Source organism: Labrenzia sp. PO1 (genome assembly GCF_012273635.1).
GTDB classification, from domain to species: Bacteria; Pseudomonadota; Alphaproteobacteria; order Rhizobiales; family Stappiaceae; genus Roseibium; species Roseibium algicola.
In genome coordinates, this window is the sequence record NZ_JAAXCR010000003.1 from 562,186 (window position 1) to 582,917 (window position 20,732).

Annotated in this window: 14 protein-coding genes; 8 read left to right on the top strand and 6 right to left on the bottom strand. The window is 57.3% G+C overall.

The window, feature by feature from the left end:
- Position 1: 1 nt before the first annotated feature.
- From tssM to tssI, 6 genes are read right to left on the bottom strand one after another with little or no spacing between them, the layout of a single operon-like run.
- On the bottom strand, positions 2-3,655 hold the full coding sequence (gene tssM / locus HCG46_RS17610; protein ID WP_168686943.1) for a type VI secretion system membrane subunit TssM: 3,654 nt from the start codon (positions 3,653-3,655) through the stop codon (positions 2-4).
- Between the two features lie 33 nt (positions 3,656-3,688).
- Positions 3,689-5,308 carry a type IVB secretion system protein IcmH/DotU gene (gene icmH, locus HCG46_RS17615; protein ID WP_168686944.1) on the bottom strand — a complete coding sequence of 540 codons (1,620 nt, stop codon included), beginning with the start codon at positions 5,306-5,308 and terminating at the stop codon, positions 3,689-3,691.
- Positions 5,308-6,642 (bottom strand): type VI secretion system baseplate subunit TssK, encoded by a 1,335-nt coding sequence (tssK, locus tag HCG46_RS17620; protein ID WP_055654006.1) that lies wholly within the window; start codon positions 6,640-6,642, stop codon positions 5,308-5,310. The genes icmH and tssK overlap by 1 nt, the downstream gene beginning before the upstream one ends.
- A gap of 58 nt (positions 6,643-6,700) precedes the next feature.
- Complete coding sequence (tagH, locus tag HCG46_RS17625; RefSeq protein WP_168686945.1) at positions 6,701-8,422, bottom strand: type VI secretion system-associated FHA domain protein TagH; 1,722 nt, start codon at positions 8,420-8,422, stop codon at positions 6,701-6,703.
- Between the two features lie 21 nt (positions 8,423-8,443).
- The gene (locus HCG46_RS17630; RefSeq protein ID WP_145903418.1) at positions 8,444-9,040 is read right to left on the bottom strand and encodes a hypothetical protein; all 597 of its coding nucleotides are present in this window, start codon (positions 9,038-9,040) and stop codon (positions 8,444-8,446) included.
- 51 nt (positions 9,041-9,091) lie between these two features.
- On the bottom strand, positions 9,092-10,918 hold the full coding sequence (gene tssI, locus HCG46_RS17635; protein ID WP_168686946.1) for a type VI secretion system tip protein TssI/VgrG: 1,827 nt from the start codon (positions 10,916-10,918) through the stop codon (positions 9,092-9,094).
- Between the two features lie 397 nt (positions 10,919-11,315).
- Between tssI and HCG46_RS17640 the strand changes: the two genes are divergently transcribed.
- The 8 genes from HCG46_RS17640 (at position 11,316) to tssG (ending at position 20,723) form a co-directional block, all read left to right on the top strand.
- Positions 11,316-12,020: an OmpA family protein gene (locus HCG46_RS17640; RefSeq protein ID WP_168686947.1), complete on the top strand. Its 705-nt coding sequence runs from the start codon at positions 11,316-11,318 to the stop codon at positions 12,018-12,020.
- A gap of 116 nt (positions 12,021-12,136) precedes the next feature.
- Positions 12,137-13,420, top strand: coding sequence for a type VI secretion system ImpA family N-terminal domain-containing protein (locus HCG46_RS17645; RefSeq protein ID WP_055653998.1), 1,284 nt, complete (start codon positions 12,137-12,139; stop codon positions 13,418-13,420).
- 270 nt (positions 13,421-13,690) lie between these two features.
- The gene (tssB, locus tag HCG46_RS17650; RefSeq protein ID WP_022999366.1) at positions 13,691-14,245 is read left to right on the top strand and encodes a type VI secretion system contractile sheath small subunit; all 555 of its coding nucleotides are present in this window, start codon (positions 13,691-13,693) and stop codon (positions 14,243-14,245) included.
- Positions 14,246-15,769, top strand: a complete 1,524-nt coding sequence (gene tssC, locus HCG46_RS17655) for a type VI secretion system contractile sheath large subunit (protein ID WP_022999367.1) — start codon at positions 14,246-14,248, stop codon at positions 15,767-15,769.
- Positions 15,770-15,973: 204 nt separating this feature from the next.
- Positions 15,974-16,459 carry a type VI secretion system tube protein Hcp gene (locus HCG46_RS17660; protein WP_022999368.1) on the top strand — a complete coding sequence of 162 codons (486 nt, stop codon included), beginning with the start codon at positions 15,974-15,976 and terminating at the stop codon, positions 16,457-16,459.
- A 144-nt stretch (positions 16,460-16,603) separates the two neighbouring features.
- Positions 16,604-17,155 (top strand): type VI secretion system baseplate subunit TssE, encoded by a 552-nt coding sequence (gene tssE, locus HCG46_RS17665; RefSeq protein ID WP_022999369.1) that lies wholly within the window; start codon positions 16,604-16,606, stop codon positions 17,153-17,155.
- The gene (gene tssF, locus HCG46_RS17670) at positions 17,152-19,149 is read left to right on the top strand and encodes a type VI secretion system baseplate subunit TssF (RefSeq protein WP_075282573.1); all 1,998 of its coding nucleotides are present in this window, start codon (positions 17,152-17,154) and stop codon (positions 19,147-19,149) included. Before tssE ends, tssF begins: the two co-directional genes overlap by 4 nt.
- Positions 19,146-20,723 (top strand): type VI secretion system baseplate subunit TssG, encoded by a 1,578-nt coding sequence (gene tssG, locus HCG46_RS17675; RefSeq protein WP_168686948.1) that lies wholly within the window; start codon positions 19,146-19,148, stop codon positions 20,721-20,723. The genes tssF and tssG overlap by 4 nt, the downstream gene beginning before the upstream one ends.
- The last annotated feature ends 9 nt before the right edge of the window (positions 20,724-20,732 follow it).

Below are 20,732 nucleotides of genomic sequence, written 5' to 3' on the forward strand. Positions count from 1 at the left end.
TCTAGAAGCTCGTAGGGCAACTGAAATCGCCGACTGCAGACAGGAAGAACGGGTTCGGATTCGTTCTAAGCGTCACCGTGAAGGCAACCTGTCTGCCGCCAAGCGTTTCGCGCACGACGAACTTGTTCTGTCCGGAACTGACCCTGTTATCGCGAACGAAGCGATAGAAGGCCCAATCTCCATGGATTTCACGACGAGATCTGTAGCCAGGCACTTCCGGCTGAATCACCAGTACAACGCGCGGGGTAGCCGTGTTGCTGGGCCAATCAAAATTGGCCGGCAACGGTTCGATTTCTGCGTTGAAGCCGGGACCACGCGTCACCAGTACGAGATTGCCGTTCACTTCCAGGCTGGCCGCGTCAGCCTGCTGAGACAGGGCACGCGGAACCACCTGAAGTCCGACGGACGGAAACGCGTTTCCTGTCGGGAAGAAGGCCTGCTTAATCAGGTCTGCACGTTCGAACTGCCGAAGCGTTGCGTTCGACAGACGGTCCGCCTGAGACACTTCAGGCTTCCAGTTCCAGGGGCGCGTCGAGGTATCGACTAGCGGCTTCAGGTTTTCATCGAAAAACCGCTGCATGATTCCCGTCGGTGCGAACAGTTTGGCAAATTCCGTCATCGGCACTTCGGAGCGACCGTTTTCAAACGGGTAGTTCCGGGCGACGATCCTGCGGCATTCACCAACAACCTGGGTGCTCAGCTTCTCATTCAGCTGAGTGATCGAGGTTTCCTTGAACTCCTCGTCAAATTCTTTCGCAGCCTGGATAATCAGTTTATCGAAAGGCGGCGGGAAACGCGTCGCGTTGCTTCTCAGCAGAGACGCCTGAATTTGCACGTTGGAATTTGCAGTTTCGCTCTGCAGCGGGTTGTTGGCCACGATCAGAAGATTGTCGAGGATGTTCTTGAAGTTCAGCAGCAAGGCATCGATCTTGCGACTGTTCTCGCCTTCAACCAGTACATGGTAAGGACGGAAGTGATCTTCGATCGCCTTGCCTGGAATGATGGTTGGACCTCCGCCACCAGCGGCAGTTCCAAGCGCATTCGACAAACCTCCCGGCGCGATTGCCTGAAGTCCGGCTTCAAGGCCGATACGTTTCAATCCACCGGACGAATCCAGCACGTAGCGCTGGAAGATCTTCTGTGCAGCGTCAGTGCCGGCATCTTGCGCGTTGCCGCCTGTCAGGTTTCCGGCAAGGCCTTCACTCGACAGATCCTGGGTGAGCAGGGTTTCGCGCCGAATGCTCTCAAGAAGCTGCACGACGGGTGATGTTGGTGCCGAGACGGCCTGAAGCGTCGTGTAAAGCGGCTTGTCGTTGCGCATCGACTTGAATTTCAAGTTGCCGAGCGCCTCTTCCCAGGCCTCGATGAAATCCTTGGTGTAAAGCGCCAGGATCTCGCCGGGAAGCGACTGATATTGATCGGAAAAGGCATCGGCTTCGCCGACATCCCCAAACACCCACTTGTCCCGTTCCAGTTCTTCACGAATGCCGGCAAGGTTCGGCAGAACGGAAAGGTGGAAGCCCGGATAGGTGAAAAACTTGTCGACCGCGACCGTGTCCAACGTGTCGCCATTCTCCGTTTCGAAAACGGCCTCCATGTCGGAGCCGCCACGTTGTTCTGCAATCCAGTCTTCGCTGGCAAGACCCTTGGCACGAGACTTGAGAAGTGCATACCCACGCTCAGCGAGGCTGACACGTCCGAGCTCTCGCTGGACCTCGGCAACCAGAATGCCGTCCAACTGATCGGTCAGGACATTGCCACCGAAATCGAGATCGAGCATCGCAGCAACGTGGTTGTTGAGCTCGTTGCGCAAGATCTCGCCCTGAGGTCCAGGGAAGCTTTGCAGGAAGTCGGCACGGAACGAATTCTTGATCTGCTCCTTGTCGATCTCCGGCGCATCCCCCGCCACCATGCGGTACAGCTTTGCCAGATTGTAGAGCGTATCGACGTCCTGTCCGCCCGGACCGGTGCGATTGTCGAGCACCTCGGTCATCTGCTCTTCGATCCTCAAGAGCAAACGCGGTCGCAACAACCTTTCAAGACCACTTCTGTAGGACGTCACGCCAGCTGCTTCCAGACGGTCGCGCTGGCTGAGGCCGAACTGTTCCATGACAGGCGTTGGCGTATCGCGGCTGTCGTAACCGGCCGGCAAGCTCCGCAACATCGACAGGATGTAGGCGGTATCCGCCAGATTGTCGTCGCGTACGACCCGCTCCGCCAGAACGGTTTCGCCGTTTACGCGCACCGTGTCCACAGCCTTGGCGGTTTCGTCAATCAAGGCCTTGTTGTTGAGATAACTGATCCCCCACAAGCTGCCGAGGCCCAAGGTCACGAGAGCAATGGCTGCGTAAGCCGCAATGCGGGTTGCGGTCGCAACTCTGACGGCCTGCCGGTTATGGGTTACCCAGCCGGCTTCTCCGATAATCACCTTGGAAAGAAGATCACGCAGGAAGTAGCTCTTGCCCTGACCGGATAGAGCGGCCGCCTGATAGGCTGTCCCGAAGGCCTGGCTCATTGAGCCGATGACCCTGTCGATGGCCGTGCCTTTTTGGGTGCCGGAGGTAAAATAGAAACCGCGCAGAACAGCATTCGGATAATACCGGCTCGGTTCGAAAATCGCATTGAGGAAACCGGTCAGACGGTCCTTCAGAGCAGCGACCTGTGTCGGGAAGCCATAGAGCATCAGCCGGGCGCGCGGATCCGGTTCTTCCTGAAGACGGTCCGCCATTTCCTCGTTGAGACGCTCCACCAGAAGATCAAACTCGGCGGGCGCTTCCGACACCATGTTCTTGGTTTTTTCGCGGGTCTGGAAGGTCGCTCCCCAGACCAGGTTGCGACGGGTTTCGGGATAGGAGCCGAAAAACTCCATGAAGCCCGCAACCGTGTCTGCCTTGGTGAAGATCACATAGACCGGGAAATCGATTTTCAAGGTCTTGTAAAGTTCGATCAAGCGCGTGCGGATCGCATCGGAATGCTGTTTCAACTCATCGTCAGACAGCGTCATCAGGTCTTCAAGACTGATCGACACCATAACGCCGTTAATTGGCTGACGCGGACGGGCCTTGCGCAGAATATTGAGGAACCCGTGCCAGGCTTCGCGGTCATGCCCTTCGTCGGAATCCTGCGTGGTGTAACGCCCTGCCGTATCGATCAGCACAGCCGTTTCAGCAAACCACCAGTCGCAATACCGGGTTCCGCCGAGGCCCTCCAGCTTCTGGGCCTCTCCCTTTGCGCGCGAACCGGCAAACTTCAAACCGGAGTGCATCAAAGCCGTGGTCTTGCCGGCGCCCGGAGGGCCGATCATCAGGTACCAGGGCAAGTCGTAAAGATAGGTGCGCGCGTTTCCGCTGGACGTCTTGAGCGTCTTCAGAGCGTCCTTCATGCGCTCCGACATGATCTGCAAGTCGGCATCACTTGCCTTGGGTTGCAGGATCTCACTCTCGAGTTCCCGGTTGGCCTTGACGCGCTTGTAGATCCGGTAGCCGGTCCAGCCGCCAACGGTCAGAAGGACAAGCGCAACCAGCGACAACCTTACCCAGAGAGGTTCGAAGGGCCTCACACCGGCGATCGACAGGAACGGCCCGCCAAACCAGATCAGACCGATCAGGGCGAGTATGCCGATGACGATTGCCGTTATTCCGAGCCAGAATTTCATAGATACAGCCTTGTTCTGCGGTTGCCCCGGATATCAGTTGTTGATCACCAGCCCTTTGGCCGGTGGTTTCAGGAAGACTTCCACACGTCTGTTGAGCGCCTTGCCTTCCCTGCTTGTATTGGGAGCGATCGGCTCGTCGGCGCCACGTCCTTCCACCTGCACCCGCCCTGGTGCTTGGAGGACTGATTCCATGACAGCGGCAACTGCCTTTGCCCTTTCAACGGACAGGTGCCAGTTGGTCGGGAACCGCGGATTATTGCGGATCGGGTCGCTGTCCGTATGGCCGACGACCAGAATTTCACCTTCCACCTGGTCGAGGGTCTGGCTGACCTGCTCGACAAGAAGCTGGAATTCAGGACGCAGCGTGGCAGCTGCGACGTCGAACTGCGCGCGCATGCGCAACATGATCGCCGGTCCCGCCTGCGAAATTTCCAGGCCATCGATACCTGCCAGCTGTGCGGAGACAGTATCGATTGCCGCATCTTCCGGCGGTGGTGGCGCGGGTGGCGGTTTGGGTTGATAGCCTTCGCGCGCCAGTTCAATCGGGCCTGACGGGTAAAGCGCACTTGCGCGTCCAGCGACAACTTCGCTTCCGCTCGACAGAAGAAGCATCAAGGTGACGTAGCCCCCAAGAAGCAATGCGCCTGCAACGGCCGCGACCGACCAGATCGGTACCGAGAACCCTGCCCGCTTTTGCAGGAGTTCCAAGCCACGCCAATGGGGAGAGAGATCGTCTCCAGGCCGCGGGCGAACACGACGCAGAATTTCATGCAGGTCGCGTCGTTCACGCTCCAGGCCTTGCTGGCCACCCTGGATCGCACGGTACTTGCCGTAAAAGCCGAGTGACAGACAGGAATGCATGACCTCCAGAACACCGTAGTTCCGACCGGGATCCTGCTTTGCCTTCTCCAGTAGCTGATAGAACTCGACACCGCCGGTTGCCTGACCGAAGAACTGGGTCAGCATGGAATATTGCGTCCATTGGTGACGTCCGGCAGACGGCAGGTTCTGCACGATATCGTCTGATGTCGCACAGAGCGCATAGGCGGCCGAACGGATCTGGTCGTCCGTGATTCCGGCGCTCCGCAATTCTTTCTCGAACGTCTTGATGGCACTGTAGACGTCGCGCATCAACTGGTCGAACTGGGCGTCCGTCATTGTCAGGTGAAGCCGGCCCAGAAGCAGAAGCAACGGGGCAGCCGCACGGGAAATCGGATTTCGATTGGCAACGCGGATCTGGTTGATGTCCGGCATATGCGCCAGTTTACCGGCACCTTGTGCAGGTGCGGCCGCCGGCTGTGGCGCGGCGCCTTGCGGTGCCTGGTAACCGCCTGGCGGAGTTCTGAGATCTGGTGCCTGCTGTTGGCCATACTCATACCCGGCTGGCGTTGGAGCGTAAGGATCACGTCCTCCGCCGCCTCCCCCGCTTTGCCACGGATCAGAGCCACCGGAAGGCGGATTGTGTGGCGGTGGCGGAGCTGCGTGTCCAGGAGGCGCCTGACCGGGAACCTGTTGTGGCGGCGGCGCAGGTTGCTGAGGCGGCTGCCCGGGTTGTCCTGGCTGGCCTTCGCTCCATCGCCCGCCCGGATTGGGCATTACAATTGTCTTTCCCTTGCGTTTGGAAACGCCAAAGGGATCGTCATTGTCCGACATCAGCGGCCCTCCCGGACGGCATAGAACTCAAGCTGCAGATCCGGCCAGTTGCCGGAGAATTGCAGCCCGATCGCCGAGTCCTGGCTAAATTCGCGCCAAAGCGGGGTCGTCTTGTCCAGCCGGAAGTAGACACGGTCCGTGAGAGCCCGGATCTGTGCCGGTGGTACCGGCATGTGGATCAGCGGAATACCCGGCAGGTTGGAGTAGACGATCTGGCGCATCTGACCGAAGGGGCCAACCTTGAAGAGCCTTGGAAACTCGTTCTGAATCTCCGTCAAAGGCCTGCGGGCAGCCACTTCGATGACAAAGCCCGCCTGCGAGAACAGGTTGCGATCGACAATGGTCGACTTGAACGCATTCGGCGCCAGCTGTTCCAGAGGCAAGCGGATTGCACGCCGGTCGTAGCCGGCCGACAGGAACGCCTGTATGTCGGCCAGGACCGGCTTGAAGATATCATGCAGCTTGTCGTGGTCATAAACGGGATAGTTGCGCGCTCGGCGCTCTTCCGTTGCGAACGTTGCAAGCTCCCCCGCCAGCTGCAGGAACAGTATGTACAGCCGCTCCGGATGCACATAAGCCGATTTGCGCAGGTGCATCAGCAAAGGATAAGTGCGGTTGAGCAGCTGCAACGTCAGATAATCGAAATTCTGCAATCCGCCCCCGGCGGACGTATCGGCGGCGTAACGCGCCAGTTCGCTCAGTTTGCGCTCCACCCAGCCAATGACGGAGTCAATCCAGCCGGTGACGACCGGATGCACATGACAGGCAAGTACCGGCGGCGCAAAGGAACCATCGGTTATGACAATGCGATCCTTGATTTCCGTGATACGGGCGACCGGCAGGCAGACCTGACCGGGATGGGGTGTCGAGCGAATCGAATACTGCAGGCGCGGATGCGCAACATCGATCTCCTCCTCCTGGCGGATGGTGGAGGTGGAATCGATGATCGTCTCCCTGCCCTGAATATATCTCGTAGCGGCATCGTCGCGGCCATTGGCGACTTCCACCGCATTGACGGTCGTCTCGGGAATTCCCAGCCAGACGATTTGTCCTGCCGCGTCCTCCGGAACGTCGATTGCAGGCGGCGGTGTGCCGTCTGCCGGGAAGTTGAACACCGTTCCGTCGGAGAATATGCCTCGGCCATAGCGAAGCGCGAACCGGCATTGCTGTCCTACGTCCTGATCTATTTCCAGCTCGGAAAAGCCCCAGGGATAGGGAGAGGCAAAACGGACCCGTTCGTCCAGCATATGCTCCGCGTACCGGTCGCTCTGCTGGAGATGATGAGGCCGCAGAAACAAGCCTTCGGTCCATGCAACCTTGCTATACCACGACATAAAGGTACTGCTCCCTTAACACTTTCGCGCCTTCGCGCTCTTAAAACTGGCAAAGGTCTTAATTCATCAGTCCGGAGCTCTGCTCCGGATCGTCACTGCTCAATTCTTCATAACCTTCGGTAAAGTATTGCGTGAAAAGCCCGACCACGCCATCGTCGTACGAACCGGACAAGGAACTCCAGCGTTCCTCGATCCGCTCCCATAGCTTGGCCTTCTGGTTACCGAATGTACTCTTGGCGACCTGGCCTTCTGCTTCGATCGCCTTGGGGGAAAGCTTTTCTTCAAATCTTCCTGCAGCTTTCTGCATGGCTGCATAGGTCCAGACATGATGTTTCTGGATGTCCTTGAAAGCAGCCTGCATGGCCTTTGAAATCGGCAAATACCCGTTTTCTTCCGCTCCTGGAGCCAGCATCGTCTGCAATGCCATTTGCGGTGTCGGCGAAAACTTCAGGGCATTGTTCCCGCTACGCATGATCAGCGTGCGATTGGCGTTCCGGGTCATGGCTTTCACCTGACTGCGTGCCTGCAAAAGACCCATCAAGTCGCCGGTGATGCCTTGCAATATGGCCCCGACTTCCCTGGCAAATTCTTCCGGATCGCGGCCGGCTAGCGTTGCAGCCGGGATACCGGCTCCTTCGGCGAAGGCCTTGATGAAATCAACATTGGCCGCCGGAATATTAGCCGGCTCAACATCAACCTTTGCAACCGCCGCTGTGTCTGCCTTCGCTGGTTCTTGCGGGGCAACAACAGGCATGGCCGCAGGTGCAGCTTGCTCCACTGGAGCCGGTTGTTCAGGCTGTGGTTCCTGGACCGTTGCCGGCTGTGTTTCCTCTGTCTCTGGCGCGCTCCAGACAGGCGCTTCGGGAAACGGCGACGCTGTGGGCTCTCCTGCAGGTGGCGGAGCAGATTCGGCCGCCGGTTGCTGGGTTGGTGCCTCTGGTTGAAGATCCGGCATCTGGAAAAGCGGCTCAGCACTTTCCTGCGCCGGGTTTTCAGACAGCGCCGGAAACGGAGATTGAGCTACAGGTTCCGGAAATCCAAAAAGCGGCTCTGCGGGTGCGGCTCCGGCAGATTGAAGATGCGGTTGCTGGGCAAGATGATCCAGCGGGTCTGCTTGGGCCGGTCGAGGCGCTTCCCGTTCGCCGATGTGCGCATTCGGATCGTACAGCGAAGGATCCGCCGTACCCCAGCCGTGTCCTTGCTGGCTCCAGACATCATCTGCCGGCGTGCCTATGCCTGGATTGGAGGAAGGCGGAGCGTGTCGCCCTTCCATGCCCGCTCCCGGTGTAGCCCAGGGCCCACCCTGATTTTCCATTGGGTAATGACCAGGAGCCGCGCCCGCCGATCCTGGTCCCGTAGGCCAGGAGGAGCCACCACCGGACATAGACGAGGTTTGAGGTGCGTCCCAAGGCTGCGGAGCAGCGGGAGCGACTGGTGCTGCGGACATGGCCGGCTGCCCGGATACGGCTTCCAGCGATACGACAATGATGTAATCGCCAATCATCAGCCGATCGCCGGAGCGCAGCACATGTGCCTTGTCCATGCGGGTCTGGCTGCCATTAAGGAAAGTGCCGTTTGTCGAATAGTCGTAAAGAACGAAATTCCCGCTTTCAAAGCGCACTTCGCAATGTTTGCCGGAAATCACCCGCTGGGGATCGGGCAGACTCCAGTCCAGATGCTCGTGCCGACCAATGTCGAAGCCTCGGTCGGCACAGCTGTAGGACAGCTGACCGCCGGTCTCCAACCGGTCAACATTTTCAATCTGGAGCGTTATGCGCATTCCCACATTTCCTCTTTGCGCTTAGGTAAAGGCTGACGAAGAGCTGCCGACAGTCACCGCGGGCATCATCCCACCTCCGGCGAAGGACAGCCCGGCAGACAGGCAAGATTTCAGAGCCTCATCCCGTTTGGCAGGCTCAAGTGTTCCAAGCGCAATCAACACAGCTGTATTCACGGCCTTGGCCGTCAGGTCGTCAGGCATGTCCACCCGGTGCTCGGGGCTGGGCGAAAGGGATCCGCCAGACCAGCCTGCAGCAAGACCGATCCAGACGGACGCGCTGTCCTTCTTGGCGGCCTCAGCCGCAGCGTGAACCGCAACACGGGCATCTTCATCCCCCTCGCGGACCCAGGTCTCGCTGAGTTTAAGAACCTGCCGGTCATCCTCGTTCTTGGCCTGATCCAGACCGGCAACGCAATTCATGCCCCACCAGACCGATTCCCGTTTCGGCAGGATATGAGCGAAATAGGCAATCGCCGACAGCGGTGCCTCGCTTTTCTGCAATTCCAGAGCATAGGCGTCCGGAGCGATATCCGTGGCCGGTTCGCTTACCGTTTCCGACAACTCCGGAAAAGTTTCAAATACCTGTCTAGCCTTTGTAAAGCGGATACGTGATCCCATCTGCTCTACTCCGTTTTTTCTCTTGGCCGCATTCGTTCAAGAACCGCAGCATCAATTGATCAGTACAAGGCCGCCCTTGAGTTTCAGCAACGCACTGCCTGTCACATTGGTCATTGTACCCTTGGCGTTGAGCATGCCCGAAGCCACGATATCGATTTTCACCGACTCGATCTTGATCGAGGCAGGCGTCATGGTGATTTTGCTGGCGCCGCAGATAAACTCGATCTTCGTTCCGGCAGTTACCTTCCAGTTCATGCCGATATCTTCGGTCGTGTTTCGGCCAACCGATTCCGTTCGGTCAACGTCGATCTGGGTCTCGCGGCAGTTTTTGACATGCAGCATTTCGTTATTCTCGATAACGGTCTCCATGTCCTTTTGGGCATGAACCCCAACAAGCTCATTCCCTTTGGTGTCATCGAGCACGAACTCGTTGTAACCGCCGCCGCCTACCGTTGAATCCGACTTGATGCCGGCTTTGTTTTTCTCGCCTGGCAGAGAATAAGGCGGCATGTTTTCCGCATTGTAGACTGTGCCGACGATGATCGGTTGATCCGGATCGCCTTCCAGGAACTGAACAATCACTTCCTGGCCGACACGCGGGATATAGATGCCGCCCCAGTTCTTGCCTGACCACACTTGCGCCACACGAACCCGCCGAGACGCAGTCTTGTCGCGGTCCCAGTGAAAGGCGACCAGGATCTGACCGTATTCGTCCACATCGATTTCGCCTTGCCCCACGACTTTTGCCGTTTGCGGGCCTGGTATTCGCGGTTTGCGGGTGATGGCCGGTGTGCGGTACGTTATACTGGCAGGCAGAACGTCATATGTCCCGGTATAGGCTTCTCCCTGGGCCCCACCACCACCGGATCGATATGCCTCGGTGATGATCCGATGGCTTGCACGCACGATCAGGTGCTCCGCGTTCTGCGGACTGTGTGGATGTTTGACTAACGCGAACAGCCCTCCTGCAAAGAACCGCGGCACTTCGCCGGCTGCTTCAATTCGCTTGTCCGCAGCCTGTTCGGCTTCCATACGAATCTTGCTGAAAGTGCTGCCCTTGTCTTTTTCGGTGTACCTTCCCGGATAGTCATAATTTTCCAGAGACCCGGCTCGATATTGAGTACCTGCATCACGCTCTGCTTCCAGCAGCGCACTCGGTTTCTCGAAATCATAATCATTGACTGCAAACTTGCCGGTCCGAAACTTGCGCGTCGGAATCCAATGGTAAAGATGCTCCGTATTCCTTTGACTGTCGCCGCCAAGAGCAATGTAGGGAATGGAGCTGTCACCCACGATCGGGCTGTAGGACGATTTGGCGTCCGCCAGAATCATGACGTGCTTGCCGTCCTTGTGCTCGAAGAAATAGGAAATTCCGAATTCTTCCATCAACCGGCAGCAGAAATCGTAATCCGATTCCCTGTACTGGACGCAGTAATGAATCGGATCATAGGCCTCAGTCAGCTTATCCTGGAAATCGGCGAAGTCATGCTCCCCCAGGACTTGCTTAATGATGTCAGGCGCGGACATGTCCTTGAAAATTCGACAATTTGAATTCTTGGTGAGCAGCCAGAACCACGGGCGTAGCGTCAATTTGTAGATGTAATAGGAATCGCGATAGCCCATCCATTTCGCATCGGTCAGAAGACCGTCGAAATGCCGCGTATCACCATTGTTGGTGACAACCTTCACCGTCATGGAAGTCGCTATGGCCTGGTCGAAATTCAGATCCTCTTTCTGACTCAGAACCTCAAGCCTGATCTCAAAATCTTCGCTGAGCCCCTCGTCGCACTCGATGGTGACAACGGAAAGCTCATCCTTGCCAAAGACCGATGTCAGCTCGGCCATTCGGTTAGCTTGTTTAAGTTGTCCTTCGGCCACGAAAGATCTCCTCGGAAATAACGCGGTTTTCTGCAAAAAGGCAGCCTGGCGGCTACCACGTTTCAGACACTAAGGCGTTTCCGGCAAAAATAGTGTGCTCAAGAACACACTTGATGCAAATACTTTGAACTTCAAACTCTTTTGTGAAGGAGGAGGCACTTGCCCCTTCCCCAAGTGCGGCTAAAAAACACCGCCTGCTGCTTTTAAATACCAACCCTGCTCACCGACGTCACCCCAACAGCTCTCCTCTTGCTTATTGCCGATAAAACGACATACTGACATCAAATCGCACTTTAGTGACTTTCGCCACACTATTATTCTTATCCATATGGCACGATCCATTTCGAAGCCCAAAGCGACATCGCTTTTGAACACTCCACAAGGGAGGATTGAAATCGTGACCCCTACTGTATTTTCGCTCGACCGGAACAATGCCGCTCGGACCGGCCTTCGCCGCGCTCTCCTGGCTGCTTCCGTTTCTCTTGCCATTGCCTTGCCGGCACTTGGAACCGCTCCGGCATTTGCCCAGGACGCCACTTATTCGGCCGATGAAGTCAGCAAGCACTTCAAGCAACTGAAAACGCGTTCACTGAAGCCGGCTGGCGGAACGCGAGCTCTATGTATCGGTACTCGCGACGAATGTAATCCGAACGCCAAACCGGAGGAAGGCGGCCAGGTCGCAGTCTCCCAGGACGGCGCAAAGACCGAAGGTGGTGAAACGGAACAGACCCTTGTGGTCGATCCGGAAACCAACGCCATCGACGCTGCCTTCAACCTGCTGGTTTCGTTCGAATATGCCTCGGCCAAGCTCAGCACGTCCGCACAGGCCAACCTTCGTGAGTTTGCCAAGGGCATCAATGATCCCGACCTGGCCAAAGCCACATTCGTGATCGAAGGCCATACCGACGGAATTGGCTCGACCAACTACAACCAGCGTCTTTCCGAAGACCGTGCGCAGGCGGTTACGCAGTATCTGGTCAACCTCGGCGTCAGCCGGGACCGGCTGAAAACTGTTGCCTACGGCGAATCCCGGCCGAAGGTTGCGGATGTCAACGATCCGGCAAACCGCCGCGTTGAAAGCAAGCTGGTACTCGAGCAGTAATAATTCACACATCAGACATGCCGGACCGGAGCTTTTCCCGGTCCAGGTCTCCTGAACAATAACCGGGACCGATCCCGGACATACCACCGGAATGCATACCGGGCTGGGGAGCACGAATGAATTTCGATCCGGAAACCTACGGCACTGAAGTAGCGCCGGGTGCTGGCTGCGGGCCGGACCTCTACGATACCGAACCCGCCTTTGCCGCGCTTCTGGATTCGTGTGAGGAATTGCTGCCGGAGCGATTCAGCGAATTCGACCGATCCGAGATCGACTTTACCGACCTCTTCAAGCAGATGGACGGCTTCCTGAAGCAGTCCAGAGACTTGAGACTGCTTGTCATTCTCGCGCAGTTCGGTCTGCTGAGCGGTCAAGTCCATACGTTTGCGAACTCGATTCGCATCATTCGCAAACTGTTGGAGAACCATTGGGACGACGTCCATCCAAGCGATGCCGACTTCGGCCACATGGAACGAATCGGAGCGCTCGAATCCCTCAACAACAGGCCCACGGTCGTTCTTCCGCTGGAAGCAGCGCCCCTGCTCAAAACCAGACGGACAGGGCCCATCAGCTATCGCGCCATCCAGATTGCGGCCGGCGATGCCACGGCACGTCCGGATGAGCATACAATCTCACTTGGTGCGATTGAGGCTGCACTGACATCGGGTGAACTCGAGCAGGATGCGATTGACGAGATCCTCAAGGACCTTGGAGACCTGCCGGACGAACTTCAGACCATAGCCGAGCTGTGCACCGAAAAGCTCAAGGAGAGCGGTGCGAAAGCAGCTCCTCCCAATTATGAGGCCTTGTCCACTCTCCTGAAGGAGATGAATGCCGAACTGAACAAGCGGCTCGGACGCCTCTCCCCTGAAGAGATGGAGGTCTCTTCGTCTGAAGATACTGCAGCAGAGGCGGCAGCAGGCGACACGTCGCAGGCGTCTCAATCAGAAATCAAGAATGCCGCCCAGGCAAAACTGATTCTGGATGCTGTCGAAGACTATTTCGCCAGCCGCGAACCGTCACATCCGGCACTGTTTCTGGTGCGTGAGGCTCGCGGCCTCGTCGGCAAGTCCTACCTGGATGCCTTGAAAATACTGATGCCGCGCAGGTTCGACGACGTAGCGCTGATTCTGGGTGCGAGCGGGTTACAGCTTTCCAACGACCGACTCATCGACCTGAACGACGGTGGTGACCGGGAACTGGGCGAAATTGATGATTTCGCAGTGATGGTGATCGAAAGCCGAAGTGACGCCATGAAGGGTATTGCGGCGGTCAAGGGTTACTATTCTTCCAATGAACCCACCAGCCCGATCCCCCTTTTGCTGGACGAGGCGCAGAATATGAGTTCCGGTTCATTCACCGGTCTTCTCAACCTCTTCCTGAGGCCAGAGGAGGACTGATTCAACTGCCATTACAACCCCTATGTTACCTAGGGTTTTCAGCTTCTTACTTGACACCAATGGCCAACGGGTCCTCAATATTTCGAGAAAAAATAAACCATCGATCATGTGACCGTGATCACTTCCCGTTCCCCAGAAACGCAGTACATAGATATCAACGAAACGCAGCGCCGACCTAAGTACAGCAATTAGCAAACAAGAGTTACGCGCTAGTATTTGACTAAAATTGACCTTTTTTCTTCTGGGTCATGAAAATGAAAGGCAAGTACAATGGCATCGAACAGCGGGCAAGGCTTTATCAAGCGCAACAGACCTCCGCGGGTCCACATTTTCTATGAAGATCCGTTTGACGCGGAACAGAAGGTGGAACTGCCATTCGTCATGGGCATCATGGCCGATCTTTCCGGCGACAACCCTGGCGTGGAAAAAGCCGATATCGATGACCGCAAGTTCCTCGACATCGACATGGACAACTTTTCCAAGCGCATGGAAGCAATTGAACCTGGCACCTCCTTCACCGTGAAGGACAAGCTGTCCGGCGAAGAAAACTCCAAAATGAGCGTCCAGCTGCGTTTCAAGAGCATGGACGACTTCACCCCGGGACGCGTTGCCGAACAGGTTCCGGCACTCAAGAAGCTGCTCGATGCACGCCGCAGCCTGGCTGCATTGCGCACCATGATGGACGGACGTGTCCAGGCGATCTCCCAGCTCGAGGAGCTGACCCGGGACCCGGCCCTGATGCAGGCACTTGCTCAGAAAATCGAAGCCGACAAGGCATCGTCCGCCGACAAGCAGGCAGACGGCGACGGCACGGAGGAGGCATAAATGAGCAGCACCGATACCAGCGCCCAGGCAAGTGGCGCAGCAGCTGGCGAAGTTGCGGTTGAGAAGAGCCCCGAGGAGTTCGCCTCGATCCTGAAACAGAATTTCCGGATCAAGAACGAAAACGATACGGCCAATCAGCTGGTTGACAACGCCATGTCGACCTTCCTCGCCGAAGCCCTGTCCGATCAGGCGCTTATCAAGGAAGACGTCTACGACACGATCGATGAGATGATCGCGAAGCTGGACGAAAAACTGACGGCTCAGGTGAACGAGATCATTCACGCCGAGGAGTTCCAGACACTTGAGAGTGCCTGGCGCGGGATCGATTACCTCGTGCACCAGTCTGAAACCGACGCATCGCTCAAGCTTCAGTTCCTGAACATCTCCAAGAAAGAACTTGCAGGCGTGTTCAAGAGCTACCGCGGCGCCAAGTGGGATCAGAGCCCGCTGTTCAAGCAGATCTATGAAGCCGAATTCGGCCAGCTTGGTGGTCAGCCCTACGGCTGTCTCGTGGGTGACTATGAGTTCTCCTACGACCCGCAGGACATCACCGTGCTGCGCGGCATGGCAAAGATCGCTTCGGCAGCCCATGCACCGTTCCTGGCAGCAGCCAATCCGCAACTGATGCAGATGGACAGCTGGACGGAACTGCCGGCCAAGCGTGATCTGTCGAAGATCTTCGATACGGAGATCCATGCCCAGTGGCGGACGCTGCGGGAATCCGAGGACTCCCGTTACCTTGGTCTGACAATGCCCCGCGTGCTGGCTCGCCAGCCCTACGGTGCGAAGTCCGACCCGGTGGAAGAATTCGCCTTCGAAGAAGAGTTCGGCGAAGACAGCCACGAGAATTACGCCTGGATGAGCTCGGCTTATGCCATGGCAACCAACGTCAACCGTGCCTACAAGGAATTCGGTTGGACTGTGCGCATCCGCGGCGTCGAAAGCGGTGGTCTGGTGGAAAACCTGCCGACCCACGTCTTTGAAACCGACGATGGCGGTGTGGACCAGAAGTGCCCTGCGGAAATCGCGATTTCCGACCGGCGCGAACACGAGATCTCCCGTCTGGGCCTGATCCCGCTGATCCACCGCAAGAATACGGACCAGGCAGCCTTCCTTGGAGCTCAGTCCGTCTTCAAACCGCGCCAGTTCTCCGGACCGGACGGCAAGGATGCAACGGCATCGGACAACCTGTCTGCCCGCCTGCCCTACATGTTCGCGACCACTCGTTTCGCCCACTACCTGAAAGTGATGGTGCGCAACAAGATCGGTTCGACCAAGGAATCGGCGCAGCTGCAGCGTTGGCTGAATGACTGGATCATGGACTACGTCGATGGTGATCCGGACAACTCGACCGAGGAAACCAAAGCGCGCAAGCCGCTGCGGGAAGCCAAGGTCACTATCGTGCCCGACGAGGAAAACCCCGGATATTACCGGGCCCAGTTCTTCCTTCGTCCGCACTATCAGCTGGAAGGCATGGACATCGGCATGAGCCTGGCGTCCCGCATTCCGCAAGACGGTAATTGATTTCACAAATTGCCGGCGGGGCGGCAGCCTGCCCCCCGGCATGCATCCCACGGGATGCAGCCCGGTTTTCCCGGGCGGAGGTACAAACAAGGTGCGCAAGCGCCTAGGGGTTTGGACCGCGAGGTCCGAGGTAGTTGTCAGGAATAGCAGAGTTTGAGCCAGGAACATTTACCTGGCCCTCAACAACCAAGAGGATCTATTAAAATGGCCGTCGATTTTTATCTGGAACTTGAAGGTATCAAAGGCGAAGCACAGGACAAGACCCATAAGGACAAGATTGACGTCCTTTCCTGGTCCTGGGGCGCTTCCCAGTCCGGCACCACCCACATGGGTTCGGGCTCCGGCTCCGGCAAGGCACACTTCCAGGATCTGAGCATCACCAAGTTCGTCGACAAATCCACCCCTGTGCTTCTGCAGCACGTGTCGACCGGCAAGCATATCACCAAAGGCACTCTCTTTGTTCGCAAAGCTGCCGGTGATAACCCGCTGGAATACATCAAGCTCGAAATGAAGGACATTATCGTGACCAACGTTTCGACCGGCGGCAGTGGCTCCGACGATCGCATCACGGAGAGCGTCACGCTGAACTTCGGTGAGTACAAGTACATCTACACCGAACAGAAGCCGGACGGCTCCAAGGGCGCAGCCCCTGAGTTTGCCTGGGACATTGCAGCAAACGAAAAGAAATAAGGCTTCGGCCTGCAGGGCTGCCGCGCTTCGGCGCGGCAGCCTTCTTTGGTTTGGACCGGCGATGCAGACTTTCAACTTTCGAAGCGGCACCGCCATGGTCACACTTAGGAATTTCCGGGGCAGCAGTCAGCGTGGGCTTGGCCGATGGCTAAATCAAATGTGAAAATGCACTCCCCGCTGATGTGGGCCTTCCGTGCAATGGACGACCCAGACTACAAGGCCGCTCAGGACAGGCAAAAAGAAGCACAGAACGGCGCCAACCTCAGGTCCGGTCGGCGGCTTTCCAGATCCTACGGTGTCTCTGAACACACGCTGCTTTCCGAAGTCCGGCAAGATCTGCAGGCGCTTCTCAATACGGTCAACCTCAATTCCACTCAGGACCTTTCCGATTTTCCGGAAGTTGAGAGTTCGATCATCAATTACGGATTGCCGGACCTTTCTGTCCATATTGTTGACAGCGTTCGCATTGACCGACTTGCCGAAGACATCCGACAGGCCCTCATCCATTTCGAACCGCGCATGGACCCGCGCACGCTCAAGGTCGAGCGCGACGACAAGGTCGAAAGCGATACCTTCAAGGTAAGATTTCTCATCAAGGCAGAAATACGCTGCGATCCGATCCGGGTCGCGAGTGAATTCGTAGCCGACGTCGACCCTGCTTTCGGCCGTATCAAGATCATCGGGGCAACTGCATGAACCGGGAATTTCTCGACCTCTATAATCAGGAACTCACCTACCTGCGAGAACAAGGGGCGTCATTCGCGGAGGCCTATCCTGCTGTAGCAGAACGCCTGGGTGGGCTTCTGGAAGATCGTTCCGACCCCATGCTGTCCGGATTGCTTGAAGGTACTGCCTTCCTGTCAGCTCGCGTGCAGCTGAAAATGAAGCATGAGTTCGCCGAATTCACTTCCAACCTGTTCGAACAACTATATCCAACTGCGCTGGCACCCATTCCCTCTCTGGTACTTGCCCGCGTGACGCCGAAATATGGCGACGCGAATTTGCGCAACGGCATAAAGGTCGATCGCCATGCTCCCATGGAGGCCGTCTTCCGTGAACGCCAGGGAGAGGTTCGCTGCAGGTTCACTCTCACCTCTCCTATTACGCTGACACCCCTGGAGCTGACATCTGCAAAGTACCTGAGCTCAGCTGCGCAGGTCTCCGGTCTCGGTGCGGAGATGGCTGAAGACAGACGCACGCGCGCAGGTCTGTCCATCACGTTCACACACCGCATGTCCGAGGATCCGGAAAACGAGGTTTCAGCCGAAGAAGCCTTGAAGAAACCTGAATACCAGGTGGCCGGCTGTCGGATCGATTCACTTCCCGTCCGGTTGATCGGACCTCTGGATCTGGCTGCGAAGGTCTATGAACAGATCTTCGGACATACAATCGCGCTCTACATCCGTACCGAGGACGCCTTCGGTCAGGCCAGCCTGCAGCGCCTGCCCGTCGATGCCATCGAGCAGCTGGGTTTCGATGAAGAAGATTCCCTCTTGCACAACGACTTGCGCCTGTTCACCGGCTTTGATCACTTGCGCGACTATTTCAACTTTCCGCGCAGCTTCCTCGGGTTCCGTCTGACGGGTCTGCGCCGTTACCTGGATAGGGTCAAGGCAAAAGCATTCGATCTGGTCTTCGTGTTCGATGAAGCAGAAAACCGGTTGCCTGCTCACGTTGAACGCAAGATTTTCGCGCTTCACTCAGCGCCGGCCGTCAACTTGTTCGAAAGGCAGACTGACCGGGTGCCGATCAAGAAAGGGCAGCACGAGTTTGCTGTCATAACGGACCGGACACGGCCACTGGATTATGAAGTGCATGCCGTCACTGAAGTTTCCGCCCACTTCTCAGGAGGCGAGAAACGACCGGTAGAGCCGCTCTACAGCGTTGCACCAGACACTGAAAAAGCCGGTCACGAGTGGTTTTATACCATTCGTCGTTTGCCGCGACGCCAGTCGTCTTCCGAAATCCGGCGCATGCAGCCGAGCCACTACATAGGTACAGAAACCTTCATCTCTATCTCAAGCGGAGCGCAGGCTGCCGCCCTGCTGCAAACCGGCAAGAAACGTCTTTCGGAACTATCACTGAAGGTATTGGCATCCAACCGGTCGCTAGCCGCAGATCTCCCCGTGGGAACCAACCCGGACAAGTCCGAGATTGGGGATTTCCGCATACTGGAGGATATCGGCCTCAAGGTAGATTGTGTCGCCGGACCGACGTCCCCGAGGCCGCCGCTTCTTTCCTACAATGAAAGACTAGGCGAACAGGGCCACGCTGGCGCTATTGCCTGGCGGCTCATTAACATTCTGGCCTTGAACCATACCGGCCTTGTGCACGATGCGGCAGGTCAGGACGGTCGGTCTTTCCGCGATGTGCTGAGCGTCTTCGCGCCACTTTCCGACAGTTCAGCAGACCGGCAGGCCCAGTCGGTTCGGTCGGTTTCGACAAGGCCAGTTGTGCGCCGCCTGCAACAGAAGTCCGGGACAGGTGTCGCCAGGGGGCTCGAAATCACGATCACGCTCGATGACAAGGCTTTTGAAGGGGCGAGTGCCTTTCTGATGGGGGCTGTCCTAGATCGGTTTGTCGCCGAATACGCCTCCATCAATCACTTCACGCAGTGTGTGATCGCAACGACAGAGCGCGGCGTTATCATGAAGTGGCCTCCGCGGATCGGTGCGAAAGGAATTCTATGAGCGGTCCGGCAGACAAGGATCTGACGAAAACCCGTGTTGCACGGGACAAGACCGTTGTGCCTTCATCCTCCCGGAAGGCCCCGGCATGGCCGATCAAAGAGGAGACGGCGACGGCAGTCGAGACTGATGAGAAGGCCGACGCTGACGATATCTGGACCGTAAAACCGCAGGACAACAACACACCTGCGGACGAGACAGAAGCGCCCGCGCTCAAATCGCCCGCGATTGAATCTGCCGCGATCACATCGCCAGAACACGCCGCTCCCTCACCTGCCGACACCCAACCAGAAACGCCTGTCCCACAAATCGATCCTCCGGCGGAGACCCCTGCCGAGGTTACGGAAGAGGTGATTGAAACGCAGGCCGAAGAGACTGCGTCTGATCCAACAGCTGAGGACGCAGTACCGGAAAGCCCGCGTATCGAGGTGCCGGTCCAGCAGCAATACGCGTCGTTGCTTGCAGCCCTTGGGGACCGCATCGAGAAGCATCCAGGTGGACATGATCTGCTGGCAGTGCTGAGAATGCTCGAAGGCCAGACCGCTCCGGGAATATCAGAAAGCGGAATTAAGCCGAAGAACGCCGATGAGCCCGCTCCACCCAGGATCGGCAAGAGCCGGCGCATGATGGAAGACATCGTTCGCTTCGGTCAGGACCCGTCCAGCGAATTCGCCACGTCGACCATTGAGCGTGCGACAAAGGACGGTGACGGCGGCCTGGTCTTGCTGGAACGCTTCCTTGGTTTGCTTGGACCGCAAGGCGCTCTGCCATCCGCCTATACCGACGAAGCGATCATGCGCGGACTCAGAGGCGATGACAGTTTTCCAAGATTCCTTGACCTGTTCAACAACCGCTTCGTGCAGTTGTTCTACCGCGCGTGGGCCGATGCCAGACCGATCGTTCAACATGACCGTCCAGACGACGACCGGTTTCTCGCCTATCTCGGGTCGGCGATCGGCATCGGCACCCCGTTTTACCGGGACCTCGACAGGATCGACGATCGGCTCAAGCTGCTCTACGCGGGCCTTATGGCCCCCAAGACAAAGAGCGCCGCTCGTCTGAAGGCCCTCATCACGGGCGTTTTCGATGTCCGGGTAGAGATTGATCAATGTGTCGGGACGTGGCTGCATCTGGACAAGGACGATCAGCTCAAGCTTGGAGGTTTCGGGCCAGGCGGAGCCGGGCAACTTGGCGCCGACACGATCGTTGGATCCAAGGTCTATAGTGTGAGTGACAAGATCCGGATCAGGATTTTCACGAGCAGTCTGGAGGAATATCGGCAGTTTCTCCCGCCAACCCGGGCAAGACCCAATCCCTGGACAGAGAAGCTTTTCGACCTCATCGATTTTTATCTGGGTCTGGAAATTGAATATGAAATTGAACTTGCGCTGCCGAAGAGATGCGCATCCGCTGTCCGGATGGATGCCAACAACTCCGCAACGCTTGGACATATCGGCTGGCTGAAGCCGGCCGCTTCCGGCCCCGACGACGATACTGACCTGGAGGCCGAAGAAGAAGAAATGCTTACCGACACCCGTTTCCGGCCTGTGCGTCGCCACACCACAGTCTACCAATAGGTCTCAAGT